The sequence below is a fragment of the Halorubrum sp. BV1 genome (assembly GCF_000746205.1).
Lineage (GTDB): Archaea > Halobacteriota > Halobacteria > Halobacteriales > Haloferacaceae > Halorubrum.
The window spans coordinates 826,521-850,897 of sequence record NZ_JQKV01000001.1; the positions used below are offsets into that span (position 1 = coordinate 826,521).

Below are 24,377 nucleotides of genomic sequence, written 5' to 3' on the forward strand. Positions count from 1 at the left end.
TAACTATACCCATGTGAAGCGTAGGGAGCCGACCGAGTCAGGCGGTTTTCCCCACAACTTACGTCGAGCGTTCGGGGCCATCGAAGGACCGATCAACGACACATTTATATAGAATCACAATCAATCAGACGCTGTATGAGCCAGCGAATGCAGCAGGGTCAGCCGATGATCATCATGGGCGACGACGCCCAGCGCGTCAAGGACAAGGACGCACAGGAGTACAACATCTCCGCGGCGCGGGGCGTCGCCGAGTCCGTACGCTCGACGCTCGGGCCGAAAGGGATGGACAAGATGCTCGTCGACTCGATGGGCGACGTTACCATCACGAACGACGGCGTCACCATCCTGCAGACGATGGACATCGACAACCCGACCGCCGAGATGATCGTCGAGGTCGCCGAAACGCAGGAGGACGAGGCCGGCGACGGCACGACGAGCGCGGTCGCTATCGCGGGTGAGCTTCTGAAAAACGCCGAGGACCTCCTCGAACAGGACATCCACCCGACCGCGGTCATCAAGGGCTTCAACCTCGCGAGCGAGTACGCCCGCGAGCAGGTCGACGAGGTCGCCACGCCGGTCGACGCCGACGACACGACGACACTCAAGAACGTCGCCGAGACGTCGATGACGGGCAAGGGCGCGGAGCTCGACAAAGAGGTACTCGCCGACCTCGTCGTCCGCGCGATCCAGGGCGTCACCGTCGAGGCCGACGACGGCTCGCACGTCGTCGACCTCGCGAACCTCAACATCGAGACGCGCACCGGACGCGCCGCCGGCGAGTCCCGCCTGCTCTCCGGAGCGGTCGTCGACAAGGACCCGGTCCACGAGGACATGCCGACCGACTTCGAGGACGCGAACGTCCTCCTCCTCAACGACCCGATCGAAGTCGAGGAGGCCGACGTGGACACGTCCGTCAACGTCGACTCGCCGGACCAGCTCCAGAAGTTCCTCGACCAGGAGGAGGAACAGCTCCGCGAGAAGGTCGACCAGATCGCCGAGAGCGGCGCGGACGTCGTCTTCTGTCAGAAGGGGATCGACGACCTTGCCCAGCACTACCTCGCGAAGGAGGGTATCTTAGCGGTCCGCCGGACGAAAAAATCCGATCTGTCCTTCCTGAAGAACGTGCTCGACGCGCCCATCGTCACGGACCTCGACTCGCTGTCCGCCGATGACCTCGCCGTCGGCTCGGTCGAACGCGACACCGAAGAAGAGCTGTTCTACGTCGAGGGCGAGGACGCCCACGGCGTCACGCTGCTTCTGTACGGCACCACGGAGCACGTCGTCGACGAGCTCGAACGCGGTATCAACGACGCGATCGACGTGGTCGCGACGACCGTCTCGGACGGGCGCACGCTCCCCGGCGGCGGTGCCATCGAGGTCGAACTCGCCGGACGGCTCCGCGACTACGCTGACTCCGTCGAGGGGCGCGAGCAGCTCGCCGTCGAGGCGTTCGCCGACTCGCTCGAACTGATTCCGCGCGTGCTCGCCGAGAACGCCGGGCTCGACGCGATCGACCTGCTGGTCGACCTGCGCGCAGCCCACGAGGGCGGCGACGCACACGCCGGCTTGAACGTCTTCTCCGGTGAGGTCGAGGACACGGCCGCGGCCGGCGTCGTCGAGACGGCACACGCCAAGGAACAGGCGATCGCCTCCGCAGCCGAGGCCGCGAACCTCGTGTTAAAAATCGACGACATCATCTCGGCGGGCGATCTCTCGACCGCCGGCGACGACGACGAGGGCGGCGCGCCCGGCGGCGGCATGGGCGGCATGGGCGGCATGGGCGGCGCTATGTAAGCGAGGTTCCTGACGAAACCTCGCTTTCGACGGCGAATCGCGATCCGAACACGCACGCTCCATCCCCCTTTTCCACGCGCGCTAGCCGTTCGACAGCCGCCGCACTCGTCGACGGGAGACGGTCACAGCAGGTCGAGGAGCGCCGCGCGTCGACGGTCGAGGTCGAATGCGGCGTCCGCGGCGTCGAGCCGGCCGAGGAACGCGAAGACGTCCGCACCCGCGCGCTCGGCGTGTTCGATCAGCGTCTCGACCGACTCGCGTTCGAGCGCGAGCGACTCCAGATGGCCGCAGACGAGCGCGAGCGCGACCCCGGCCTCGCCGCTCGGGAAGACCGGGTCGACCGCGCTAAAGTCGACCGACTCGGCCGCGGCTGCGTCGCGGGCTGAGACGTCGGTTTCGGCGGCCGGCATCGTCCGCAGGCAGCGCGTGCAGATCGCCGTCTCCGCCGCCGGCGCATGCTCGCGGATGTCGGGCGGAACCGCGAACGCGACGACCGCGGCGTCACAGTGTGGGCAGGTCACTGTCGGCGGTAGGGCGGGGACGTTCATAAGCGGACCGCGGACCCACGCGCGACGCCGATGCGTCCGAGGGCGAATCCGCATCTTCTAGACGCTCCGGTCGCATTCGTGGCCTATGTTCGAGAAGACCACATGGATCAAGCTCCCGCGGAACGTGGTCGTGGGGCACGGCGTCCTCGACGACCTCGGCGAGGCGGTCGGGGAGTTGTACCTCACGGGCCGCCCGCTTATTGTGACGAGCCCCACGCCGAACGACATCGCCGGCGACCGAGTGCGAGCCCAGTTCGACGACCCCGCGACGGCCGTGGTCAGGGACGCCTCCTTCGACGCGGTGGAGGATCTCACCGCGACCGCGGAGGCGGTCGACCCCGGCTACCTGATCGCCTTGGGAGGCGGCAAGCCAATCGACATCGCGAAGATGGCCGCCGACCACCTCGACGTGGGGTTCGTCTCCGTTCCCACCGTCGCCTCCCACGACGGGATCGTCTCCGGGCGCTCCTCCATTCCCGAGGGCGACACGCGCCACTCGGTCGCCGCCGACCCGCCGCTCGCAGTCGTCGCGGACACGACGCTTCTCGCGGAGGCCCCGTGGCGGCTCACCACCGCGGGCTGTGCGGACATCATCTCGAACTACACCGCGGTGAAAGACTGGCGGCTCGCGCGCCGCCTGCGCAACGTCGAGTACAGCGAGTACGCGGGCGCGCTCTCGGAGATGACTGCGGAGTTGCTCGTCGAGAACGCAGACATGATCCGGCCCGGGTTAGAGGAGTCCTCCTGGGTGGTCGTGAAGGCGCTCGTCTCCTCCGGCGTCGCGATGTCGATCGCGGGCTCCTCGCGGCCCGCCTCCGGCGCGGAACACCTCATCTCACACCAGCTCGACCGGATCGCCCCCGGCAAGGCGCTCCACGGCCACCAGGTCGGCGTCGCCTCGATACTCACGGAGTACCTCCACAGCGGCGAAAACGGCCAGTGGGCGGCGATCCGCGACGCGCTCGGTGAGCTCGACGCGCCGACGACCGCCGCTGAACTCGGGGTCGACGACGCGGAGCTGATCGCCGCGTTGACCAGCGCACACGAGATCCGCGATCGCTACACGATCCTCCAAGGCGGGATCAACGAGGAGGCGGCGGTCGAGGTCGCGTCCGCGACGGGCGTCATCGACGGGTGAGATACGCCGCGGACGGGACCCGCGAGAGGCGTTTCCGACCCCCTTCGACTGGGCGCTACCGACCGGCCTCGAAAGCGAGTTAACCGTCCCGCGCCAATCGCGTGTATGTCCACCGCGACCCTCCGCGATCGGGCCAAAGACCGGGCGGGCGCGATCACCCTGCTTCTCACCGTCGTCGGCTACGGCGCGGTCGGCGGGGTCTTTCTCGTTCCGGAGTTTCAAGCGCTGTTCCCGACGCTGACCGAGGGAACCGTCGATCTCCTCGCGCACGCCATCGCCGCGGTCAACACGGTCACCGTGGTCACCCTCTCGCTCGGCTGGTACTGGATCCGCAACGACGAGGTGAAGAAACACGCCGCGGCGATGACCACGTCGTTCGCGCTCATTCTGCTGTTCCTCGGAATGTACCTCCCGAAGGTCGCCGGCGGCGGAACGAAGTACTTCGTCGGTCCCGATCCGGCGTACTACGCGTACCTGATCATGCTCGCGGTTCACATCCTGCTCTCCATCGTCTCCGTGCCCGTCGTCCTCTACGCGCTCGTGCTCGGCCTCACGCACACCGAGCGCGAGCTTCGCAACCAGACGCCGCACCGACGCGTGGGCCGGGTTGCCGCGAGCGCGTGGCTGCTCTCTCTCGTCCTCGGCGTCGTCACGTACCTCCTGTTGAATCACGTGTACGGCTCGACGTTCGAGGCGGCCGAGACCGCCGCGGTGCTTCTCCCAGTCGTTCCGGCGCTGTAGCCGGGTGCGGCGCACGCTGAGCGCCCCGCGCCGACCGCCGCACGCCACCGAAACCCTTGAGCGCTCGCCGACGCACTCACACGCATGACCGACTGGATCGGCGACACGTTCACCAGCGACGTCGGGTGGAACCACCTCGAATCCCTCGTCGACGTCGGGAACCGAATGGCCGGCTCCGACGGCGAGCGGGAGGCGCTCGAACGCACGCGCGACGCGCTCGCCGACGTCGGCGCGCGCGACGCTCGCGTCGAGCCGTTCGACGTGCAGGGCTGGACGCGCGGTGACAGCGCGATTCGTCGGGTAGATGTCGCTGACGACGCCGCTGACGACGGGACCACCACCGTCGCGAGCGGCGCGAACCAGTGTATCGCGCTCCCGCGGAGTCCGGCCGCGGAGGCGTCCGGCGAGCTCGTCGACCTCGGATACGGGATACCGGAGGACTTCGAGACCGCGGATGATCTCGACGGAGCGGTGGTGATGGCCTCCTCGGACACGCCCGACTCGCTCGACCGGTTCGTCCACCGGCGCGAGAAGTACTACCACGCCGTCGAGGCCGGCGCGGCCGCGTTCGTCTTCGCGAACCACATCGAGGGGACGCTTCCGCCGACCGGAAGCGTCGGGACCGCCGACGCGCCGATCGGCGAGATTCCCGCAGTCGGAGTGAGCAAAGAGACCGGCGCTCGCCTCGCGCGCCGATACGAGGGCGACGACCTCATCGTCGACGTCGACTGTACCGCCGCCGAGGCGGAGAGCGGCACCGTCGTCGCCGAGGTCGGCCCCGCGACCGACGAGTACCTGATCGTCTCCGCGCACGTCGACGCCCACGACATCGCCGAGGGCGCGATGGACAACGGCGCTGGGACGGCGACGGTCGTGGAGGTCGCCCGCGCGCTGGCCGCTCGGGAGGGCGACCTCGACACCCGAGTTCGGTTCTGTGCGTTCGGCGCGGAGGAAGTCGGGCTGGTCGGGTCCTCACGGTTCGCTGCCGACGTCGACCCCGACCGAGTCAAAGCCGTCGTCAACGTCGACAGCAACGTGTTCGGCCGCACGCTGCGATTCGATCACCACGGATTCGACGCGCTCGAATCCGCCGCCGAGCGCGTGGGAGATCGGTTCGATCACCCGGTGTCGCTCGGTGCCGAAATCGTCCCGCACAGCGACCACTGGCCGTTCGTCGCGCGCGGGATCCCCGGATACATGGTGTCCGGCGAGACCGCGGACCGAGGCCGCGGCTGGGGACACACCGGCGCGGACACGCTCGACAAACTCGAATCGCGGAACCTCCGCGAACAGGCCATTGTGGTGACCGAACTCGTGGTCGAACTCGCCGACGGAGCCGTGACCACGCAGCGACGCGATCCGGAGGCGATCGCGGCGGCGCTGGAAGCGGAGGGGAAAGCGACCGGCATGAAGGTTACTGGCGACTGGCCGTTTTGACCGCCGTCCGGGCACCGAACCGTCTCGCCGCGAACCGGGAGGTTTTCACACGCCCCGATCACACCCCGAACATGGACGCGTCGGAACGCCGGATCACGGTCGTCGGTACCGACGACCGGACGGCGGAGATTCGGAGGGCGGTCGACGGCGTCGTCGACCGCACCGGGGACGCTCTCCCAACCACGACAGCCACCGCCGTGTCGAACGACGCGGCGGACGCCGCGGTCGTCGTCGCCGTCGGCCGCGAGGCGCTCCGGGACACCGTCGCCGCCGCGCCGAACGGGACGGTAATCCCGGTCGGCCGCGACCGGTTCGCGCTCGACGTCGGCCGCCTGAAGGACGTGCTCAGCCGCGAGTTCTCCGCTGGCCCCGCCACGGCCGAGCCGGCGACTCCCGGCTCGAACGACGCGCGCGACGCGGCGCTCGCGCCGATAGACGGCGTCCGGCGGGCGACGCACCCCGTCCTCGCGGTGGACGGTACGTCGGCGTCGCCGCGAGCCGCGTTCGACGTCGCGTTCGTCACCGATTCGCCCGCGCGGATCTCCGAGTTCGCGATCGAGTTCGCGTACGGAACGCCCGCGACGTTCCGCGCGGACGGCGTCGTGGTCGCGACGCCGCTGGGCAGCGGCGGGTACGCGAACGCCGCCGGCGCACCGATCGTGGAACCCGGCGGGGGTCTCGCGGTGACGCCGATCGCGCCGTTCAGGACGCAGACCGACTCGTGGATCGCCGCGTCGGAACTGACCGTGACGGTCGAACGCGAAGAGGAGCCGGTCGCGCTGGTCGTCGACGGCGCGAAGCGCACGCTCGTCGACCCGAACCGGCCGACCGCGATCGAGGCGGTCGATCGGGTCGACCTCGTGGTGGCGACACCGGGTTCCGAGCGCGACGATCGGAAACACTCTAATAACTCGTAACCGGATGTGTCGGTATGGACCCACTGCAGTTCCTCGTTCCCCTCGGCTGGCTGTCCGCCGTCGGACCGGTGCTGCCGTACGCGATCTTCACCATGGCCGTCGCGAATCTCGTGACGCGCCACCTCGCGCACAGGCGACACGTCGACCAGGGGTCGGACGGCGACAGCGTCGAGTCGTACACGCCACATGTGTTCACGAACGTCGGACTCCTCCTGTTGGGCGTCCTGTTCGCCATCGACTCGCCGGTCAGCGGCGTCATCATCTCCGTGATCGTCATCACGATGCTGATCGCCGACCTGTTCGAACTGGAGGCACGCAACGTCGAAGCCCGTAACGACATGACGATCGAGGCGCCCAAAAGCGCGATCGCCGCCTCGGTCCTGCTCATGGTGTTCGCCTCCTACTACGCGCTGTTCTTCCTCGTCGAGGGAATCTGGAACCAGTTCATCGTCGCGTAGGCGGTTTCAGTCCTCACCGACGACGCGTCGTTCTCCGGCGGCCGGCCACCGTGGCTGTCGGCTGCCCGACTGCAGTGGCACGAATCGTCGCCCACCGTCTCGTTTCCGCGGACACGCTCCGCGCTTTTTCCACACCGCCGTCCGACTGGCGGCGCTGCCGAACGCGATACGCACACCCCCGAGCACGCGCACCGAGCCGCGCTCCGCGTTCGCGACGTCCGGTCGGCCGTCAAGACGGTGGAGCGTCACTACTCTACTACCGACGTCGTCCGGAGACGCGGCCAGTGTCTGCGCGGTGGTGCCGCCAAACGACTGGAGACCGGTAGTCGCAACCGCGCTGTACTCATCACACTCGGTAGCCACAGTCCACCGCTCGACGTCCTCAGGGGTGTCGCGTAAGCGGATACCCGACGACGAGACACGAACACGCTCCCGGCCGAGAGCGCGCACATCCGCTGGTGTCTGCCGAGATCAAAAAGTAGCCGTTCGCTCGAAACGAGGGAGCGTCGCTCAGTTCGCGGCTTCGGCGTCGCCGTCGTCGTTCAGCGACTTTCGAAGCTCGCGGCTCGCAGGGATGAGGACCCAGAACACGATCGGGCCCACGATCATGAGCCAGAAGGCGACGTCGCCCGCGAGGAGGCCGATCTGTCCGTAGGCGGTGTTGACACCCTCTGCAGGGTTAACAAGTTGGACGATATTGTAGTACGACGGTGTCCGGTACCAGCCGCCGAAGGTGAACCAGGCGAGCGCCCCGATCGCGAACAGGGCGAACCCTTTGATGAACTCGTCTGCCATTACCTCATGATTCGTCGGGGCCGTCTTGAGACTTTCCCATCCCGCGCCCACGGAATCGCGTCCCCAAGACGTACACCGCCGTTCCGGCGGCGATGAACCCGATTCCGGCGATCGCGAGCGCCGCGACGAGCACGTCGTCCGGCGGGCGAACGCCGACGCCGTCGAGCACGTAGATGATCACGGTCCGGACGACGCTCAACTGGAGCGTCGCCGCGTCGATGAGGGTGAATCCGACGATGTACGCGAGCGCCGCCGCGAGCGTCGAGAACACCGTGACGGCCTTGTAGAGCCGAAAGGGAACGACGACCTCGCGGCCTGCAGGTCCCTCTCGGGGACCGGTCGGCTCGTTCCGCGGGTCGTCTCGGTCGTCCGCCGCGACGGGATCGCCCGTCTCGTCGAACGCCTGCGGATCGTCATCGGCGGCTGAAGGAGATGAAGACATGAAACGATGATGGGGCCGGCGGGTGGGTGCCGTTACTTCGGCGGCCGCAGCATGTAGTACCGCCGATTCAGGTCGTACATGTACCCTTCACGCATCGTCTTCAACACCGCGTAGGTGATGATGCCGCCGAGCGCCGGCAGCAGGAACGTGAGCGTGAAAAGCAGGTCGAGCCCGATGGGGAAGAAGTTCTGGATCGCGAGGGCGGCGAGCGTGAACGAGAGGACGACGCCCGTGACGCCGACGGCACTCCAGAACGGCTGCTCGACGGGCCGTCGCGCGCTCCCCTTGTTGAGGAAGGGAACGAGGGTGATGGCCGCGAAGATGATACCGTGCGCGATGATCCCGAGGAACTCGTTACCGAGGAGGATGTTCCCGCCGAGCACTTCGAGGCCGGGGTTTATCGGGTTGAGCTTCAGCAGGCCGAACGACCAGTAGAGGTACCAGTCTGGAAGAATGACCGAGGGCGTCGAGCCGGGGTTCGCCGGCGACCCGAAGTGGACCGGCAACACGGCCGCAACGAGCACGATAATTCCGATAAAGAAACTCGTGATAGCGAGGTTCCGGAGCGTCTCGTGTGGCCACGCCGGGAAGCCGAGCACGTCGCGCTCGACGTACGTCGACTCGGTGCGGAGATCCTCGTCCTCGCGGCGCGAGCGCTCGAAGTACTGGTAGGTGAGCTGTGCGAGCCCCTGCGAGCGCTCCTTGCGCTCGGACCAGGTCGGCGTCTCGTCGTCCGGCGGAACCGTCGCCGGCGGACCGCCGTCGGTGCGCGCTTCGCCGTCGGTGCCTCCGTCAGTCATGGGAGTGTGATCGTCGGTCATTGGATTAGTGCGGCTCCGCGATACCCTGCACCCAGACGATGCCGACGTGGAGCGCGATAAGGCCGGTCACCACGAACGGCAACACGAAGACGTGCAGGATGTACATTCTCACGAGCGTCGCTTGGCCGAGCGTGAACCCACCGAAGACGAGCTGTGCGGCCCACTCGCCGATAATGGGCGTCGCGAGGGCCATCTCGACGCCGATCTGTGCCGCCCAGAAGGACAGCTGTTTCCACGGGAGGACGTACCCGGAGAACCCGAAGAACAGCGTCAGCGCGATGAGGACGACGCCGAGCACCCAGTTGACCTCACGCGGCTCCTTGTACGACCCGGTGAAGTACACGCGGAGCATGTGGAGGAACACCGCCGCCGTCATGAACTGGGCGGCCCACTTGTGGATCGACCGGAGCATGTAGCCGAACTGGACGTCGGTCATGATCATCACGAGCGAGTCGTACGCTGCGGTGGGGTCGCCCTGCGCGGCCGCGCCTGCGGTCGACGGGGAGTAGTAGAACCCCAACAGCGCGCCGGTGATCGCCGCGACGAGGTACGCGATGATCGACAGCGAGCCCAGCGAGTAGAGCGGGTACCAGTACCAGAACTTATTGTCCAGATCGTACTGTTCGGTGTGGCTTTTCGGCATCTGGAGGTTCGCACGGTAGTACATCGTCTCCAGCAGTTCGAGGTAGTCGACGATGCGAAGCCGCTTGTCCAGCCAGATGAGCGTGGTCAAAAAGGCAGTCTCGATGACCGTCAGATCCTGCTTTTTGAGCCACGCGTTGTGGTCCATCTCGTCTTGTTTTTTGAGACTCATTGGGGGATCACTTCTTGTAGTAGGGGTACACGGCGCGTTTGAGCGTCTCGACCGCGCTTCCGGTGTCCACCGTCACGCCGTCTTTTTCCTCTTCGCGGACGTACAGATCCTCCCACTTGCGGCGGCGCTTCTTCACAATCATCACGTCGGGGAGGAACTCCTTGCGGTACAACATGAGGACGAACGCGAGGTCGAGGAAGATCATCGCCAGCAGCGCGCCGACGAACATGTTGCCGAACTCCGTCGAGGCCCACGCTGACATGAGTCCGTAGACGAAAAGCGAGACTAACACGACCTCGATGATGGTCAGTAAGACGATCGCGATCGCGGCGGCGGTGCTCTCTCTTGCGGGCTCGTACCGGTGGATGTCGCCGTAGGATGACTCGTTGGAACTCATCTTGCACCCCCGTGTCCGGTGTGTGCGGACTCACCGTACTTCAGCTGGTAGAACGTGAAGACGAACGTGAGCCCGACGCCGAGGATCGCGGCGAGGCCGACCCAGTGCGGGTGGAGCACCACGCCGACGTGCGCGATGTCTTCGGGCCATCCATTCGACCCGCCCCCGCCGGCTTCGACGGTCGGAACGTCCTCGCCGACGGCGAGGCCGGCGTGCATGCCGACGGCCGTGTGCGGAACGCAGTGGTAGTGGGTGATGCCCGCGTCCTCTTCGGTCACCTCGTACTCGTAGGTGTATCCCTCTTCACCGACCGGGTCGCCGCTGTCGAGGCTCGCCGGGCCGCCGCCCTCGACGGTCTGGACGTTGTGTGCGCCCCCGTTGCCCGTCCACTCCCACGTAATCGTCGTGCCCGTGTCGACCCACAGCTTGGTGGGGTCGAACGCGAGGCCGCTGTCGCCAGCGCCGACTTGGACGGTCACTTCGCTCTGGCCGCGGGCGTCGACGTACGACCCGAGGTTCCCACTCGTGACCCCGCTTGGCCACTCCGGTTGCACTTCCTGTGCGGCGGCCGATCCGGTCGCCCCGGCCCCGGCCGCGACCGCGGCGGTCGCACCGCCGGCCGTCCGCACGAATTCCCGCCTTTTCATACAGGTTCACTCAGGACGGGGTGCGCTTAAACCCACCGACTGAACCCGTAGACGCGGAGGGGTTTACAAGGCCTGTAACACCCGATATCGCCGGTTCACACCTCCAACTCGTCCTCGATCACGCCCCCCTCGTCGACCGGGACGAACTCGGGGCGTTCCTTCGCCTCGCGGAGCGCCCGCAACCGGTTGCGATACTCTTCGGATCGGAAGCGATCGGAGAGCCGCGCGTTCGCCACGATCACGAACAGGAACGCACCGACGACGAGGAACAAGATTCCCATCGCCGGGGCGACGATCGTGGAGAGGTCGGTCGCGACGGTGGCGACGAGAAGCGTCGCGCCGGCGAGAACCTGCACGGCCGCGATCACCTGTATCAACAGGTTCCCGAACTCGCCAGTCCCCTCAGGAACACTGTCGGGGTGGGGAAGCGACCAGTCGTCCGGCGGCTCCGGTACCTCGTACGACTCCATCGCCGCGAGTGCGACGATCGGCTCGACGTCTCTGAGGACGGTTCCCTGCCCTATCACCTCGCCGGTCGGACGGATGATCGCGTATCCCTCGTCGGAGTAGACGAGGAGGCGCTCGCCGTCGTCGGCGCGAACGCGTTCTAAGACGCCGAACACGTCTCGACGAGCGATGCGGGATTTCAACTCGTCTGCGGCCCGGTCGAGGAGCCGGTCCCCCGTGATCCATGTGTCGGGGTCGAAGGCGGCGTCCCACTCCTCGGCGCTCATCCGTGCCATGTCCGACGGACCGAAGTCGTCGAAGTCGTACTCGGACTCGACCCGATCGCGGAGTTCGTCGAGGTCGTCGGCGGACTCGGTGGGTCCGTCGGCGGACTCGGTGGGTCCGTCGGCGGACTCGTCGGGTGCCCGGTCTCGCTCCGGCCGAGCGTCGCCCGCCGACCCGGTGTCTCGGTCCGATTGCGCCTCCGGATCTGACCGGGGTGCGGCGTCCGATCCCGTCGAGGTGTCCTCCATCGTCCCGGGGATACGGGCTCCGGACGCTAACTGTTTTCGTCCGCGGCCGAGCGATCGGTGACGAGCGCGGTTGGCCTCCTGTGTGACCGGCGGTCAACAGGAACCTCGCCGGCCGATCGAGGAGTTTTACGCACCGGAGTCCGTACCGATGGACGATGGTAGATTCGTCGGTCGTCGCGGCGGGCGCGGGGCTGTCCGTGACGGCCAGTCTCCCGTTTCTCCTCTACGGGGCGTGGATCATGATCGACGCCGAAACCGTGACGTGGAACGTGCTCACACACCACTTGCGGCACATCGGCGTGGGGCTCGCGTTGACCACGGTTCCGGTGGTCGGATGGATGATCCCCCGGCTCTTCCAGCGGCTGACCGGCCTCGCCGTGATCCACGCGTTCTTCGGCCTGCAGGCGTACGCGCTGCTCGCGTTCGCGCTCACCGGGATCGCCCGTATCCTCCAAGCGAAGCGGAACGCCGACGCCTACGAGAACCCCGACGTCGACATCGACGAGATCCACGAGGACATGGGCCACTGGCGCTCGCGGCTCCGCGTCGGCGTGGCCGGGTTCATGCTGCTCTGGCTCTGCGCGTGGGTCACCGGTCTGTACCGGTTCTACGCGATCCACGTCGCCCCGACGATGGGCGGGTGACCCGGATCGAACGATCCGCGGGCCGGTCGCGGCGACCGACAGCTTCAATCCCGGTTTGCCCCTATGTCTGCCATCGTGGCAGTCACCTTCGATCTGTTCGGGACGCTCGTCGACGTCGCGTACCCGTCCGACCCGGCAGAGGTTGTCGCGCGCGAACTGGAGTCGCGCGGCGTGGACGTGCCCGACGACTGGCACGTCGCGTACGGCGAGCGACACGTGGACGCACCCGCCGGTGCCGAGGTCCCGCTGCCGGCACACGTCGCGCACGCGCTCGAGTCTCGCGGCGTCGACGCCGGCGGCACCGTCGTCCGACACGCCGTGGTCGCGGCGTTCGATCCCGACGTGACCCGACGGGACGGCGCGCTCGACGCCGTCCGCGCCGTGAGCGAACAGGGGCCGGTCGGCCTGCTCTCGAACTGCGCCGTCCCCGAACTGGTTCCGAAGACGCTGATCCGCGCCGGGCTCCGCGGCGAGTTCGACGCGGTCACGACGAGCGTCGGCTGCGGCTGGCGAAAGCCGCACGCGGAGGCGTTCGAGGCCGCCGCCGACGCGCTCGGAACCGCGCCAGAAACCCTGATCCACGTCGGCGACGACCCCGAGACCGACGGGGGGGTCGTCGAGGTCGGCGGCCGCTTCGTCGACGTGACGGAGACGCCTCTGTCGGCAGTCGCGGGCGAGCTCGAAGCACAGCAGTGATCGCCTGAGCGCGGCTCAACGACCGTCCACGCGGGCGATCCGTTCCTCCCACGCCGGGCCAATTCGTCCCTCCGCGAGGAGCTTTTCCAGGTGCGCGACGACGGTCGCCCGGGCGAGGTCTTCGACGCCCGAGAGATCCTTGTCGTAGGCGGCGTCGAGGACGGCGTCGAGGTCGCGTGCGCCCCCCTCGATCGCGGCGAGAACCGACCGTTCTCGGTCTACCCGGTGGTCGATCAGTCGCTGACAGGTAGCCCTCGGATCGTCGATCGGCGGTCCGTGGCCCGGCCACAGTCGGTCGTAATCGTCGTCGCGGACGCGTTCGAGGCTCGCGAGGTACGCGGCGAGGTCCCCGTCCGGAGCGCCGACCACGACGCTCCCCTCCGCGACGGCGAGGTCGCCGCAGATCAGTTCGCGGCGATCGGCTGTGGCGTCCCCGCCACCGGTTCCGCCACCGCTTCTGCCGGCGACCGCGAACGCGAGATGATCGGCGGCGTGACCGGGAGTCTCGATCGCGCGGACGGCGGTGTCGTCGATCCAGTCGCCGTCGCGGACGGTCTCGTCCGGCTCGATCCCCGTCGCGTCCGCGAACCGATTGACGTGGTCGGCGTGGGCCACGACGGTCGCGCCCGTCAGTTCGGCGTACGCCGCGACCGCCCCGACGTGGTCCGGATGCGTGTGGGTGACAGCGATCGCGTCGATCGCGCGTGTCGTCTCTGCGCTGACCGCGCGTGTCGTCTCCGCGTCGTGACCCTCGACACCGGTCCCGACTGTGTCACCGGACCCGGCTGCGTCGCCGACACTGACGGCGTCACCAACCCCGACGCCGACGGCCGCATCCAGCGCGGCCGTGCGGGCCGCGGGGTCGACGAGAACGCCGTCGACGAGGTACGCGTTCGTCGTTCCGCCGGGCGCGCGAGTCTCGACCGGCACCTCGACGCGGGTTATCGAGGGCTCCGACGGCGTCGACCTCTCGCGACTCCCCGTCATCGTCAGTCGCCGCGGCCGACCGAGGAGGAGTCTCGCCGGTCGAGAAGCGACCGCGCGGCCGGACCCGGACCGGACCCCGTCCGCTCGCGGCCGGGGATCGGGACGTCGACGTCGTCGACGACGGTGAACCGTGAGAGGTCTGCGACGCCGGCGTCGACCTCGTCGATCGAGGCGTACGGGCGGCCGACGACGACGTCGCCCGCAGTGTTCCGGTTGATCCCCGGGATCGCGGTCAGCTCGTCCATCGACGCGGCGTTGACGTCGAGCGGGTAGGGGACGCCCGTGACGGACCGGTAGCCGTGGTCCGTGATCGCCACGTCGATCGCGGTCCCCAGCTCGCGCTCACCGGGGACGGCGACGAGCAGCGCGTAGGTGCCGAGCTGGCGACCGAACGTCTTCCCGTCCTGATGGTACTCCAAGTGGACGTCCGGCAGGACGGTTCCCGGCGGGACGACCCGGTCGAGCATCGGGTTGTCTATCGTCTCGCGAACCTCCCGTTTGTACGACTGGAACTGGTCTTTGTGTTCCTGTGCGATCTCGGCTCCCGTCTCGGCCATCTCGGTGCCCGCGAACGCCATCACCTGCCGGACGTTGATCCGGCGCAGCATCAGCCCCTCGTCGTAGACGCGCTGAAGAAACCGCTTGTTGTGCTCGTACGTCTCGGGCCGCTCGCCCGCGAGCCCGTGGACGAGGTTGATCCCGGGAAGGAGCTTCGGCAGCCGCGGCGAGGCGTCCGGCCCCGCGGACGGGCCGACGAGGCGGTCCGGGTCGCCCGGCGTCGACTCGGGCGTGTCCCCCGGCCGCCAGCCGCCCTCCTCGTTGACGACGCGAACCGCCTCCAGACACTCCTCCGCGGTGACGAGCAGGTTGTTCTGCTCCTGAACGACCGGGTCCGCTGACTCCAGCCCGAATGCCGCCGTGTCGCCCGGCGTGTTGTGTGCGGCGATGACCCGGATCGCCTCGCGGGAGGCCTCGGGGTACTCCGTGATCGTCACCGGGTTCATGTTGTCGAGGTGGAGCGTCCGGAGGTCGGGCGCGACCTCGCGGATACCGCCGTACAGCTCCCGCAAGGCGTCCGGGTTCGGTGCCTCGCCGTCGCCGCCGAACGCGAGGATGTCGGCCTGCCGCCCGAGCCGGAAGTGCCTGACGCCCCTCTCGGAGAGCGCGTCGACCTCGCTCACGACGGAGCGGGCGTCGCGGAACGCCGGGTTCCCGTACAGCGGCTCCGTGCAGAACGAACAGCGGTACGCGCAGCCGCGAGAGGTCTCCATCTCGCAGATGAGGTAGTCCGGGTGGTTGGGATGTTGCTCGACGACGAACGCTCCCTTGCGGGCCCAGCGGTCGACCTCCTCGTTTCCTCGCATCCGGTTGCCGTACCCTTCCAACCCCTCGCAGACGAGATCGTACGCGGCCGCCTCCACGTCGCCCATCGCGACGAAGTCGTAGTCGAGGTCGTCGCGCTCGGTCTCGGTCGCGCCGGCGTTCTCCTCGCCGACGCCGAACCGCACGGGCCCGCCGAGCAGGGTGACGCCCTCCGCGGTCCACCCGAGCTCTCGCACCTCGTCCGGCTCGGCCGGGGTGCCGCCGACGTACTTGCCGGGCACCGTCATCCCGCCGACGTAGACGAAGAGATCCGCGTTCGCGACGTCGGCGTGTTTGCTCCGGTCGTCACGAAGCTCGTCGATCGTGTGGTAGGTGATCTGCGAGGCGGGCACGCCGGCGTCGACGAGTGCGCCGGCCGTGTATCGGGGATACGTCGAGATGTACGGCGGCACGCCGAAGTGCGCCGGCTCGTCGACGTACCCGTCGACGATGGTGACGGACAGGTCGGCCGGGTCGGGCGGGAGGGAGCCGCGACCGGCCGCGGGCGAATCGGTCATGTTACCTCGCGTAGGCGGCCGAGACGGGAAAAGCGTGCGGAACGCGCGGAGACTCGGCGCGCCCTGCGAGCGTGCCGTCGTCTCCGACCACTGCCCGTCCGAGTGGGACGGGGTCGGGTTTCCTCGACCGCGTGCGCGAGGCCGGCCCGGACGCGCCGGTCGTCCGCTACACGGCCGACGGCTCCGAGCGGGTCGCCAGCGAGGCGATCGCCGCCGGCGTCACGGCGTCGAGTGGGTCTGACTCGACCACGCCGGTTCCGCCGCCACGCCGTTTAAGCCGCCGCCGGTCCAACGTTGGTGTATATGCCATCGACCATGGAGGTCAAGTGCGAGGCCGGCGACTGCGAACTCGACATGTTCGAGACCCACTACACCTACGACGTTCCCGACGACCACTCGGTCGCGGACCTCTCGTGTCCGTACTGCGGCGGGAGCGACCTCGCGGAAATCGAGGTGTGAGCCCGTGAGCGGACTCGTCGAAGCCGGACGGTCGGCGCTCCGAGAGGCACTCGAACGCGTCGGGCGAGGGTGGAGCAAGATGCAGGAACGTCGCCCGCTCTCGTACGACCTCCTCGAGAGCGACGACGCCTACCTCGTCGTCTTCGACGCGCCGGGCGTCCGCGGCGAGGACCTGAACGTCACGTTTCTCGATCACACGGTCGAGGTCACACTCGATCGGTTCCGCAACTTCTACGACGGCTACGATCTGATCTTTCCCGGGCGAGGCGTCTCGCTGTCCGGAACCGTCGATCTGCCGGCCGACGCGAACGTGACGCCGCAGGGGGCGAACGCGACGCTCGCGCGGAACGGGACGCTTCACGTCGAGATTCCCAAGTCCGACGCGGCGAGCGACGTGGCCGTCGTCGAAGAGCGCGCGGCCGACGACTCGACCGACGACGGCTCGGCAGACGGCGACTCGACGGACGCCGCCTAATCGACCGAACCTCGTTCCGTCGGCGTTCCCGTGTGTGCGATCACACCCTGTCGTGCGATCACGCCCTGTCGTGCGATCACTCTCCGTCTCGCCGTTCCACGGCCATTCCCTCGGCGATCTCGAAGGTCTCGTCGCCGTCGAACCGTCCGGGGTCGAAGGCATCGATCCACGGATCGTCCGTCCCGCCGTCGGTAGAAATCGACGCAAGCACTCCCTCAGCGACGTGCTCGCCGATAGCCGGAGCGCGCATGAACCCGTGACCCTGCCAGCCGGCGGCGACGAAGACGCCGTCGAGGTCGGCGACCGGACCGACGAGCGGGTCGCCGTCCGGCGTCGCCGTACAGAGCCCGGCCCACGCGCGATCCACCGACACCCCGTCATCGGGCACCCCGTCATCGACGGGCGTGTCGGCGAGGCGGTCGCGAAGGGTCACGGACGTCGAGTCGACGAACCAGTCGTCGGCCGTGCGGTCGTAGGCGTCGGGGTCGGCCGCGACCGGTTCGGTCCCGTCGCCGGCGAGGAGCCCCGTCGGATGCGGGCGGAGGTAGACGCCCGCGGTCGCGTCGTAGACCATCGGTCCGTCGTAGGAAACGGGAGCCACGAGCGCCTGCACGCGGTAGGGTATCACCGGCACGTCGACGCCGGCGTCCGCGAGGACGGAGGCGGTGTGTGCGCCGACCGCGACGACGACCGCGTCGAACTCGCGGTCGCGGCGGCCAGACGCCTCTCCTGACCCGCTCGGATCCAGTATCCGGACCGCCGGGCGGTCGCCGCCGCGGGACAGCGACACCGGGGCATCCGTCACGACCGCGACGCCCTCGCGGCGGGCGCGGGCGGCCACGGCGGCGACGTAGCTCGCGGGGTCACAGAAGCCGGCGGTTTCGGCCACCGCCGCGGCGGCGAGGTCGTCCGCGGCGATCGGGAAGCGGTCGGCGAGCGACGCGGGGTCGACGAGCGTCACCGCCCGTCCGTGAGCGCGCATCCGATCGACCATCGCCGGCACGGCGTCGGCGTCCGCGTCGCCCTCGCGGACCGCGATGACGTACGGACACGGAGTGAACTCGAAGCCGGGCAGCGACCGACCGAACGCCCGGAACCGCTCCATGGATCGGGCGGCGATCGCGGCGTCGACGTCCTCGGCGTAGGCGTCGTACAACACGCCGGCGGCGCGTCCGGAACTCTCGGCTCCGAGGTCGCCACGATCGAAGAGCGTCACGGCTGCGCCGCGGGCGGCGAGGTCTGCCGCGGTGGTGACGCCGACCGCGCCGCCGCCGACGACCGCGACCGTGGGCACGGGTTCGTCGCGATCGATCATCGTCGGGGGCGATCGGGTACCGCGGGGGCGGCGGACGCGGACTGGTTGGGGCTGGGTGACACTACCGCTCGCGGAAGCCGTCGATGCCGAGGTCGTGGAGGTCCGCGGAGACGTCGGCGACGCCGCCCTGTAACTCCTCGTGATACTCCACCAGCCGCGCTTCGATCGCGTCGTGCTCGCGTGCGAGCACCTGCGCGGCCGAGAGCCCGGCGTTGAACGACTTGCCGGCGTCGACGGCGACGATGGGCGCACCGGTGGGCATCCCGATGACGGAGTCGACCGACTTCTCTTGAACGGGCACGCCGATCACGGGGATCGGATACGCGATGGAAGCGGTCATGTTCGGGAGGTCGGCCGACTTCCCCCCCGCGCCGGCGATGATCACGTCGAGGCCGCGGGCGGCCGCGGTCTCGCCGTAGGCGGACATGAGTTCGGGAGTGCGGTGCGCGGAGACGACGTAGCTCTCGTAGGTGAACCGGGCGTCCGGCGCGTCGTGGAAGTCGGTCTGTTCCGCGAACCCGAGCGCGTCGAGCGCGTCGTACGCGCCCTCCATCGTCGGGAGGTCGGAGTCGGATCCCATGATGATCCCGATATCGGGCGTGGCCTCCGGGTCGGCGTCGGCGTCCGCTTCCGCGTCGAGCCTGTCGATGAGGTCCTGCACCGTGGTCATGGCGCGTCGTTCGACGGGGGCCGGTAAGGAAGTGCCGAATGCGGCGACTGGGAACCCGGACCTCGACACGACCGACAGAGCACAGAAACCGGACGGTCGTCTCCCGGCACACAAACCGCGTATCTCACGCCGCATCCGACCGGGAACCGCCGTTCAAAACAGGAGCGCGATCAGTTAGGAACGCAGCCACGTCAGCAGTCGGGCGGCCGGGCTGGTCGTCGCCTCGAGGTCTTCGCGTCGCGGGGTGTCTTTCAGTCGTACGGCACTGCGTTCGGGGTTCGTCTTATTGACTCTCATTACAATAGACAATTGTGCCCGTACGTAGATAAGATGTTCGGAATCTCAACAAATTCAGTAGCAAAGTCTATTATATTCAATGTTAATGATCACTATCGTTGCGGAATGAAACGTGCGAACACCACACTCGCTGTGGTCGCGGTAGCTGCGACCGGCTCGTCTCTACAGGCGGGCAGGCCGAGTGCCTCGGAGATTGACCCCGAGGCGGCGTCACGAATCGGTGAAGGTCAGCCCGTCGCGGAGGGTTCGCGCCTCGGAGAGCACCGCGTCGGGGTCGGCCTCGGGACTCTCGCCGGTCACCGTCAGATGTCCCATCTTCCGGAGGGGGCGCACGTCGTCCTTGCCGTACCAGTGGAGGGCGGCGTCGGGCGCAGCGAGGACGTCGTCGACGCCTCGGAGGGTCGCCGGCTGCGTCTCATCCACATCGCCGAGGACGTTCGCCGTGACCGCGGGCGCGACGAGGTCGGTCGGACCGAGCGGCCAGCCGAGGACGGCGCGGACGTGATTCTCGAACTGCGAGGTGCGTGCACCCTCGATCGTCCAATGGCCGGAGTTGTGCGGGCGCGGCGCGATCTCGTTCACCAGCACCTCACCCTCTCGGGTCTCGAACAGCTCGATCCCGTAGACGCCTCGTCCGTCGAGGAAGGACAGGACGTCGGTCGCGACCGACTCCGCCTCGGCGATCACCGGATCGTCGCTGCGGGCGGGCACGACGCTCTCGCGGAGGATCTCCTCGCGGTGGACCGTCTCCGTGACCGGGTACGTCCGCGTCTCGCCGTCCGCTCCCTTCAACCCCATCACGGCGATCTCACGTTCGAAGTCGAGGAGTTCTTCGGCCATCGCGTTGCCTCCAACCTCCTCCAGCGCGTCTTCGGCCTCGGCGGGCGATTCGACCGGGACGTTCCCCCGGCCGTCGTACCCGCCTTCGCGGGCCTTCAGCATCACGCCGCCGAACTCCTCGACGACGCGTTCGAGTCCCTCAGCCGTCGCGACGGCGACGAACTCGGGGACGGGGATTCCGGCGTCCGAAAGCGCCTCCTTCTGGACCAGTTTGTCCTGGATCGTCCGGAGCGTGTCGGGGTCGGGCTGGACGGGCACGTCGTGTTCGGCGCTCGCTTCGGCCAGCACGTCAGGGTCGGCCAGTTCGATCTCGAACGTGAGCGCGTCGACGCGACTCGCGAGCTCGTGGACCGCGTCCGCGTCGTCGAAGTCGGCGACGATCTGGTCGCTGACGACGGGGCTCGCCGGGCAGTCGGGCGTCGGATCCAACACGACGACTTCGACGCCGAGGCGTGCGACCGACTCGCCAATCATCCGACCCAGCTGTCCGCCGCCGACGACGCCGAGCGTCGGTCCCGGCAGAGTGATCGACATACACGCTCGCGTTCCGAACGTCACTGCATAAATATTCCCACATCGGGTGGCGAACTGTACACAGACGTGAATAGATAGGCGGAGTGACCCGACACGCCACCGGCCGCTCCCGCAACTCCGGAACGGGTATCCGTCCGGGCGTGTCTCGGTTAGGTATGGTCACCGGAACGGAACTCTACGACCGCGGCGACGGGTGGGTCCGGGACCTGTCTCGCGGACGCTACGCCGCCCTGCTCGGCGCGTCCGCGGCCGTCGGCGTCCTCGGCGTCGGCGTGCTGGTGGACGGCGAGGTCCTGCTCGCCCGCGCCCTGACGATGGCGCTCGTCATGTTCGGATTAGAGTACACGTTCGGGGCGTTCCGGCCGTCGGACGACGGGTGACTGACCCACGGGAAGGGGACGGACGGTCGCTACAGGTCGACAGACGCGAGGTCGCTTTCGACGTCCGCGACGAACTCGTTGTACGCGTCGACGAACCCGTGGAACGGCTCGGCGTACTCGCGGACGTCGGGTGCCGAGGGAGCCTCGTACTGCGAGATCAGATATAGACCGCCCGACCCGCCGACGCGGAGGTACGACACGGTCCCTTCCTCCCACTTCAGTTCCCACCTGTCGCCGTCGACGCGGGCGGTAAAGGTTCCGTAGTCGTCGGCCTCGTACCGATAGATCTCACCGGCCATCACCGAACAGGCGTCGCGGATCGCACCGAGCACGCGGTCGCGCTCGGCGACGAGGCCGGCGGTGGAGTCGGGCTCGGGGAACTCCGCCGACACGTCGTCGAGCACGCCCGACAGCGACGCGACGTGGTCGTTCCACGCGGCGACGGCGTTCGGGTAGTCGGCGAGCGCGGTCGCGAGGTCTCCGGGGTCCGGCGGCTGTTTCGTCGAGACCACGTACACGTCGGACCCGGAGGTCGGCGAAAAGAGGAGGAACTCGAGCTCGCCGGCCTCGTGTTTGACCGTCCACTCGCCGCCGGACGTCGACAGCGTCTGTCGCCCGTAGTCGCCGCCCTGTAGCCGCGCGAGCTGATAGGCGATCTGACCGGCGTGGTCGCGGACGGCGGCGACGAGTTCGTCGCGCCGGTCGGCGACCGCGTCCGTGTCGCGGATGTCGATATCGAAGCCGAGGTCGGCGTGACTGGTCACGGTGGCGATGTGTGCCGCATCGGGTTAATCGAGTCGGATCGGCGGTCGCCACCCGAAGGTCGAACGTCCCCCGGGATTCACTCGATGGCCGATCGGATTTCGCGCACTCGCCGAGGCTCGTCGATTCCCGATCGGATCACCACCGCGAACACCGACTCGCCGTCCGGGACGGGCGCGTCGCCGCTCAAGATCGCATCCGAACCGGTCTCGTCGGCGAGCCACCGCCGACCGTCGGCGATCGCCTCGCGGTTGAGCCACGGGGGCGGCCCGCCCACCACGAGCAGCGTTCGGTCGGCCCGCCCCTCGCGGACCTCGACCGTGTTCTTCCCGCGGACCGCCTTCCGGATCGTCGTCTCGATCGCCGACACCGCCGCGCTCGCGTCCACCGTCGCCGGCTCCGCGGAGCCGAACAGCCCGAGACCGAATCGGGACTCCGACTCGGCGGGCTCGACCGCCTGCGTCGCGTACCCGATCGCGGCGATCTCGCCGTCGCCGCCGACCGCCCGGGCCACGTCGCTCGCGTCGAGCACCTGCTGTGGCGTCGACTCGGCGTCGTCGGACTCGCCCGCGCCGAAAAGCGCCGCGACGCGCTCGGCGACGACGCCGTTCAGCCGGCTCCGAGCCTCCGTCAGGTCCTCACCGGGGCGGAGCCACGCGTCGTTGTCGAACGGAAACACCGCCGAACACCGTTCGGAGAGTGCTTCGAGCGTCCGGGCCGCGTTCTTCTCGGCCAGCGGCCGCTCGGGCGGTCGCTCCTCGGGTGCCGCCGCTCCGGCCGTCGCCGGATCGACCGCGGTCGGCTTCGACTCCGCCGGCGTCGGGAGGAGCCCGAGCACGTACACCGGCGTGTCGTAGAGCCGCATCAGCTCCGCGGCGAGCGCCGGGCAGACGCCGGCACCCGCGCCGCCGCCGAGCCCGACGACGAGCAGGAACGCCTCCGCCATCGACGGGCGCTGGTCGTCCATCTCCCGGCCGAGTTCGCTGGCGTGCGCGTCCCCGAGCCGCCGAGCCGCGTGGAGGTCGCCGCCGAGCCCGTCGCCGCCCGCGGCGTCACCGAAGCAGTACCGTCGCGACGCGTCGATCTCTCGAAGCGCGTCGAGCGCGGCCGCGTCGGTGTCGAACGCGCTGACGCCGTGAAGGAATCGCTCTCCGTCGTGGTCGGCGACGAGCCGGTCGACGATCCGGCCCCCGGCACCGCCGAGGCCGATGACGTGTACACGCATACGTCACACCGCTCGTCCAGCGGCGGTATAGCTCTTTTCACGGGACGGGAGCGCGGTGGAGAGCGAACAGCGGGCGGCCCCCGACGGCGTCCCGTCCTCAGAACTCGTTCAGGCGGCGCTGTCCGGCCGGCACGGTCCGTCTCGGTTCGTCGTCGTCGTCCGGGTCGCCGCCAAGCAGGCGGATCAGCGCCGTGTCGGCGAACGTGAGCGCCAACACGAGGATGATCGGCGCGAGGAAGAGTCCGTGGAACCCGAACACGACCGGACCGAAGATGTACGCGAGCATGAGCAGCCCCACATGCGTCGTCTTCCCGCTGAAGTACGGACGGAGGACGATGTCGGGGATCGTATCGACCACGACCGCGGCCACGACGAGGAACCCCGCGACGTACACGAGAAGCGAGAGCTCCTCGGATAAGATCGGCTCCATCGCGGTTATCCCCGCGAGCGGGATGTACACGACCTTCATCCCGATCACCGGAACCAAGCTCGCGACTCCCGTGAGCGCACCGGCGAGCGCCGGGTACGGGACCTCGACCGCAGCCGGGACGAGCACGTTGTACCCGGTGTAGGTCACGACCGCGATGATCGAGATCGCGATGACGTTGAGCAGGTTGCCGTACAACACCGCCTCCAGCTCCTCGTCCGCCGCTTCGAGGTACTCGCGGACGACCGCGTCGTCGTCGAACGTGAGCAGCCACTCGTGGAACTTCGAGCCGTCGAGAAGCAGGTAGTACGTGACGACGATCGTGATGAGGAGGTTGAGCGTGAGTCCCGACAGCGTGCTCGCGAGCAGCGGCGCTTGCTCGGAGACGAACTCGATGAGCGGGTCGAACTGTCCCGACCGGTACGCGGCGACGACCCCCTCGACCGTCGGGTCCGACAGCGCGGCGAGGTCGGCGATCCACGAGTTCTCCGGCCCGACCGTCTCGGCGACGGGATACTGTTCGATAAACCGGCGGGCTTCAAGCAGGACCAAGAGCACCGTGTACCCAAGAAGTCCGATCAGCGGGACGCCGATGAGCGACAGCGACGCGACCGCGCGAGCGCGGGACGGTAGCCTGAACCGGGCGAGGTTTCGGTACAGCCGACGGGTCGAGTAGTACAGGAACACCGCGACGGTGAGCGGCGCGACGAAACGGTAGCCGATGAATCCGACGAGGAGGGCGATGACGAGACCGAAGAGCGCGATGACGAACCGCTTTTCGTCCATGACCGCTCGTCTCCGTGAGCCGACATAAACTATGGGGCTCGCGGACGGTGCGGACGCGGTGAGGCCGCGGC

At 68.5% G+C, this 24,377-nt stretch carries 27 protein-coding genes; 11 read left to right on the forward strand and 16 right to left on the reverse strand.

Translation table 11 applies throughout. The features are described from left to right. The first annotated feature begins 147 nt into the window (after positions 1-147). On the forward strand, positions 148-1,794 hold the full coding sequence (gene thsB / locus EP28_RS04030; RefSeq protein WP_049982822.1) for a thermosome subunit beta: 1,647 nt from the start codon (positions 148-150) through the stop codon (positions 1,792-1,794). Positions 1,795-1,916: 122 nt separating this feature from the next. Here thsB and EP28_RS04035 read toward each other — a convergent pair whose 3' ends face one another. Then, on the reverse strand, positions 1,917-2,315 hold the full coding sequence (locus EP28_RS04035; protein ID WP_049982700.1) for a DUF6276 family protein: 399 nt from the start codon (positions 2,313-2,315) through the stop codon (positions 1,917-1,919). A 112-nt stretch (positions 2,316-2,427) separates the two neighbouring features. Here EP28_RS04035 and EP28_RS04040 point away from each other — a divergent pair, with 112 nt between their 5' ends. The 5 genes from EP28_RS04040 to EP28_RS04060 all read left to right on the forward strand — a co-directional run bounded on the left by EP28_RS04040 (position 2,428) and on the right by EP28_RS04060 (position 7,033). After that, positions 2,428-3,480, forward strand: coding sequence for an NAD(P)-dependent glycerol-1-phosphate dehydrogenase (locus EP28_RS04040; protein WP_049982701.1), 1,053 nt, complete (start codon positions 2,428-2,430; stop codon positions 3,478-3,480). Between the two features lie 105 nt (positions 3,481-3,585). Further along, positions 3,586-4,221 (forward strand): DUF420 domain-containing protein, encoded by a 636-nt coding sequence (locus tag EP28_RS04045; protein WP_049982702.1) that lies wholly within the window; start codon positions 3,586-3,588, stop codon positions 4,219-4,221. 84 nt (positions 4,222-4,305) lie between these two features. After that, on the forward strand, positions 4,306-5,658 hold the full coding sequence (locus EP28_RS04050; RefSeq protein WP_049982703.1) for a M28 family peptidase: 1,353 nt from the start codon (positions 4,306-4,308) through the stop codon (positions 5,656-5,658). Positions 5,659-5,729: 71 nt separating this feature from the next. Continuing rightward, positions 5,730-6,575 carry an NAD(+)/NADH kinase gene (locus tag EP28_RS04055; RefSeq protein ID WP_049982704.1) on the forward strand — a complete coding sequence of 282 codons (846 nt, stop codon included), beginning with the start codon at positions 5,730-5,732 and terminating at the stop codon, positions 6,573-6,575. Between the two features lie 14 nt (positions 6,576-6,589). Beyond that, positions 6,590-7,033 carry a DUF7313 family protein gene (locus tag EP28_RS04060; RefSeq protein ID WP_049982705.1) on the forward strand — a complete coding sequence of 148 codons (444 nt, stop codon included), beginning with the start codon at positions 6,590-6,592 and terminating at the stop codon, positions 7,031-7,033. A 510-nt stretch (positions 7,034-7,543) separates the two neighbouring features. Here the strand turns inward: EP28_RS04060 and EP28_RS04070 are convergent. From EP28_RS04070 to EP28_RS04100, 7 genes are all read right to left on the reverse strand, one after another. After that, positions 7,544-7,828 (reverse strand): DUF7314 family protein, encoded by a 285-nt coding sequence (locus tag EP28_RS04070; RefSeq protein WP_049982707.1) that lies wholly within the window; start codon positions 7,826-7,828, stop codon positions 7,544-7,546. 4 nt (positions 7,829-7,832) lie between these two features. Further along, complete coding sequence (locus tag EP28_RS04075; RefSeq protein WP_049982708.1) at positions 7,833-8,270, reverse strand: DUF7315 family membrane protein; 438 nt, start codon at positions 8,268-8,270, stop codon at positions 7,833-7,835. Between the two features lie 32 nt (positions 8,271-8,302). Then, the gene (locus EP28_RS04080; protein ID WP_049982709.1) at positions 8,303-9,091 is read right to left on the reverse strand and encodes a cytochrome b family protein; all 789 of its coding nucleotides are present in this window, start codon (positions 9,089-9,091) and stop codon (positions 8,303-8,305) included. Positions 9,092-9,095: 4 nt separating this feature from the next. Then, positions 9,096-9,905 (reverse strand): cytochrome b, encoded by an 810-nt coding sequence (locus EP28_RS04085; RefSeq protein WP_049982710.1) that lies wholly within the window; start codon positions 9,903-9,905, stop codon positions 9,096-9,098. A 7-nt stretch (positions 9,906-9,912) separates the two neighbouring features. Continuing rightward, the gene (locus EP28_RS04090; RefSeq protein ID WP_049982711.1) at positions 9,913-10,302 is read right to left on the reverse strand and encodes a DUF7318 family protein; all 390 of its coding nucleotides are present in this window, start codon (positions 10,300-10,302) and stop codon (positions 9,913-9,915) included. After that, the gene (locus EP28_RS04095; protein ID WP_049982712.1) at positions 10,299-10,949 is read right to left on the reverse strand and encodes a halocyanin domain-containing protein; all 651 of its coding nucleotides are present in this window, start codon (positions 10,947-10,949) and stop codon (positions 10,299-10,301) included. The genes EP28_RS04090 and EP28_RS04095 overlap by 4 nt, the downstream gene beginning before the upstream one ends. A 95-nt stretch (positions 10,950-11,044) precedes the next feature. Beyond that, the gene (locus EP28_RS04100) at positions 11,045-11,929 is read right to left on the reverse strand and encodes a DUF7319 domain-containing protein (RefSeq protein ID WP_049982713.1); all 885 of its coding nucleotides are present in this window, start codon (positions 11,927-11,929) and stop codon (positions 11,045-11,047) included. A 155-nt stretch (positions 11,930-12,084) separates the two neighbouring features. Between EP28_RS04100 and EP28_RS04105 the strand changes: the two genes are divergently transcribed. Both EP28_RS04105 and EP28_RS04110 read left to right on the forward strand, forming a co-directional pair. Next, complete coding sequence (locus EP28_RS04105) at positions 12,085-12,573, forward strand: DUF7321 family protein (RefSeq protein ID WP_049982714.1); 489 nt, start codon at positions 12,085-12,087, stop codon at positions 12,571-12,573. 75 nt (positions 12,574-12,648) lie between these two features. Beyond that, complete coding sequence (locus tag EP28_RS04110; protein WP_049982823.1) at positions 12,649-13,269, forward strand: HAD family hydrolase; 621 nt, start codon at positions 12,649-12,651, stop codon at positions 13,267-13,269. Positions 13,270-13,284: 15 nt separating this feature from the next. On the opposite strand, the gene EP28_RS04115 is transcribed toward EP28_RS04110, so the two are convergent. Next, entirely contained in the window at positions 13,285-14,256 is a 972-nt protein-coding gene (locus tag EP28_RS04115) for an MBL fold metallo-hydrolase (RefSeq protein WP_049982715.1), read from the reverse strand. Between the two features lie 2 nt (positions 14,257-14,258). Next, a complete protein-coding gene (locus EP28_RS04120; RefSeq protein ID WP_049982716.1) occupies positions 14,259-16,136 on the reverse strand; it encodes a radical SAM protein in 1,878 nt (625 codons plus the stop codon). A 303-nt stretch (positions 16,137-16,439) separates the two neighbouring features. Between EP28_RS04120 and EP28_RS14350 the strand changes: the two genes are divergently transcribed. Together EP28_RS14350 and EP28_RS04125 are read left to right on the forward strand one after the other, a co-directional pair. Continuing rightward, positions 16,440-16,595 (forward strand): DUF7559 family protein, encoded by a 156-nt coding sequence (locus EP28_RS14350; RefSeq protein ID WP_196219602.1) that lies wholly within the window; start codon positions 16,440-16,442, stop codon positions 16,593-16,595. A gap of 4 nt (positions 16,596-16,599) precedes the next feature. Continuing rightward, complete coding sequence (locus tag EP28_RS04125; RefSeq protein ID WP_049982717.1) at positions 16,600-17,070, forward strand: Hsp20/alpha crystallin family protein; 471 nt, start codon at positions 16,600-16,602, stop codon at positions 17,068-17,070. 76 nt (positions 17,071-17,146) lie between these two features. Here EP28_RS04125 and EP28_RS04130 read toward each other — a convergent pair whose 3' ends face one another. The 3 genes from EP28_RS04130 to EP28_RS04140 all read right to left on the reverse strand — a co-directional run bounded on the left by EP28_RS04130 (position 17,147) and on the right by EP28_RS04140 (position 20,726). Further along, the gene (locus EP28_RS04130; protein ID WP_049982718.1) at positions 17,147-18,385 is read right to left on the reverse strand and encodes an NAD(P)/FAD-dependent oxidoreductase; all 1,239 of its coding nucleotides are present in this window, start codon (positions 18,383-18,385) and stop codon (positions 17,147-17,149) included. A gap of 61 nt (positions 18,386-18,446) precedes the next feature. Beyond that, a complete protein-coding gene (gene purE, locus EP28_RS04135; protein WP_049982719.1) occupies positions 18,447-19,055 on the reverse strand; it encodes a 5-(carboxyamino)imidazole ribonucleotide mutase in 609 nt (202 codons plus the stop codon). A 507-nt stretch (positions 19,056-19,562) separates the two neighbouring features. Next, on the reverse strand, positions 19,563-20,726 hold the full coding sequence (locus EP28_RS04140) for a 5-(carboxyamino)imidazole ribonucleotide synthase (RefSeq protein WP_049982720.1): 1,164 nt from the start codon (positions 20,724-20,726) through the stop codon (positions 19,563-19,565). 155 nt (positions 20,727-20,881) lie between these two features. On the opposite strand from EP28_RS04140, the gene EP28_RS04145 reads away from it, so the two are divergent. Beyond that, on the forward strand, positions 20,882-21,106 hold the full coding sequence (locus EP28_RS04145; protein WP_049982721.1) for a hypothetical protein: 225 nt from the start codon (positions 20,882-20,884) through the stop codon (positions 21,104-21,106). Positions 21,107-21,135: 29 nt separating this feature from the next. Here the strand turns inward: EP28_RS04145 and EP28_RS04150 are convergent, their stop codons facing one another. The 3 genes from EP28_RS04150 to EP28_RS04160 form a co-directional block, all read right to left on the reverse strand. Beyond that, positions 21,136-21,870 (reverse strand): profilin-fold protein, encoded by a 735-nt coding sequence (locus tag EP28_RS04150; protein WP_049982722.1) that lies wholly within the window; start codon positions 21,868-21,870, stop codon positions 21,136-21,138. Between the two features lie 77 nt (positions 21,871-21,947). Next, positions 21,948-23,093 carry an FtsZ/tubulin family protein gene (locus EP28_RS04155; protein ID WP_049982723.1) on the reverse strand — a complete coding sequence of 382 codons (1,146 nt, stop codon included), beginning with the start codon at positions 23,091-23,093 and terminating at the stop codon, positions 21,948-21,950. 97 nt (positions 23,094-23,190) lie between these two features. Next, positions 23,191-24,306 carry an AI-2E family transporter gene (locus tag EP28_RS04160; protein WP_049982724.1) on the reverse strand — a complete coding sequence of 372 codons (1,116 nt, stop codon included), beginning with the start codon at positions 24,304-24,306 and terminating at the stop codon, positions 23,191-23,193. Between the last annotated feature and the right edge of the window lie 71 nt (positions 24,307-24,377).

Bases quoted from the DNA above. Each gene is read 5' to 3' on its own strand.
- EP28_RS04120 (WP_049982716.1), bottom strand. From the start codon at position 16,136: ATGACCGATTCGCCCGCGGCCGGTCGCGGCTCCCTCCCGCCCGACCCG.
- EP28_RS04045 (WP_049982702.1), top strand. From the start codon at position 3,586: ATGTCCACCGCGACCCTCCGCGATCGGGCCAAAGACCGGGCGGGCGCG.
- EP28_RS04155 (WP_049982723.1), bottom strand. From the start codon at position 23,093: ATGCGTGTACACGTCATCGGCCTCGGCGGTGCCGGGGGCCGGATCGTC.
- EP28_RS04090 (WP_049982711.1), bottom strand. From the start codon at position 10,302: ATGAGTTCCAACGAGTCATCCTACGGCGACATCCACCGGTACGAGCCC.
- purE (WP_049982719.1), bottom strand. From the start codon at position 19,055: ATGACCACGGTGCAGGACCTCATCGACAGGCTCGACGCGGAAGCGGAC.
- EP28_RS04070 (WP_049982707.1), bottom strand. From the start codon at position 7,828: ATGGCAGACGAGTTCATCAAAGGGTTCGCCCTGTTCGCGATCGGGGCG.
- EP28_RS14350 (WP_196219602.1), top strand. From the start codon at position 16,440: ATGCCATCGACCATGGAGGTCAAGTGCGAGGCCGGCGACTGCGAACTC.
- EP28_RS04105 (WP_049982714.1), top strand. From the start codon at position 12,085: ATGGTAGATTCGTCGGTCGTCGCGGCGGGCGCGGGGCTGTCCGTGACG.
- EP28_RS04145 (WP_049982721.1), top strand. From the start codon at position 20,882: ATGGTCACCGGAACGGAACTCTACGACCGCGGCGACGGGTGGGTCCGG.
- EP28_RS04140 (WP_049982720.1), bottom strand. From the start codon at position 20,726: ATGTCGATCACTCTGCCGGGACCGACGCTCGGCGTCGTCGGCGGCGGA.
- EP28_RS04055 (WP_049982704.1), top strand. From the start codon at position 5,730: ATGGACGCGTCGGAACGCCGGATCACGGTCGTCGGTACCGACGACCGG.
- EP28_RS04100 (WP_049982713.1), bottom strand. From the start codon at position 11,929: ATGGAGGACACCTCGACGGGATCGGACGCCGCACCCCGGTCAGATCCG.
- EP28_RS04115 (WP_049982715.1), bottom strand. From the start codon at position 14,256: ATGACGGGGAGTCGCGAGAGGTCGACGCCGTCGGAGCCCTCGATAACC.
- EP28_RS04085 (WP_049982710.1), bottom strand. From the start codon at position 9,905: ATGAGTCTCAAAAAACAAGACGAGATGGACCACAACGCGTGGCTCAAA.
- EP28_RS04040 (WP_049982701.1), top strand. From the start codon at position 2,428: ATGTTCGAGAAGACCACATGGATCAAGCTCCCGCGGAACGTGGTCGTG.
- EP28_RS04095 (WP_049982712.1), bottom strand. From the start codon at position 10,949: ATGAAAAGGCGGGAATTCGTGCGGACGGCCGGCGGTGCGACCGCCGCG.
- EP28_RS04060 (WP_049982705.1), top strand. From the start codon at position 6,590: ATGGACCCACTGCAGTTCCTCGTTCCCCTCGGCTGGCTGTCCGCCGTC.
- EP28_RS04160 (WP_049982724.1), bottom strand. From the start codon at position 24,306: ATGGACGAAAAGCGGTTCGTCATCGCGCTCTTCGGTCTCGTCATCGCC.
- EP28_RS04075 (WP_049982708.1), bottom strand. From the start codon at position 8,270: ATGTCTTCATCTCCTTCAGCCGCCGATGACGATCCGCAGGCGTTCGAC.
- EP28_RS04050 (WP_049982703.1), top strand. From the start codon at position 4,306: ATGACCGACTGGATCGGCGACACGTTCACCAGCGACGTCGGGTGGAAC.
- thsB (WP_049982822.1), top strand. From the start codon at position 148: ATGCAGCAGGGTCAGCCGATGATCATCATGGGCGACGACGCCCAGCGC.
- EP28_RS04130 (WP_049982718.1), bottom strand. From the start codon at position 18,385: ATGATCGATCGCGACGAACCCGTGCCCACGGTCGCGGTCGTCGGCGGC.
- EP28_RS04080 (WP_049982709.1), bottom strand. From the start codon at position 9,091: ATGACCGACGATCACACTCCCATGACTGACGGAGGCACCGACGGCGAA.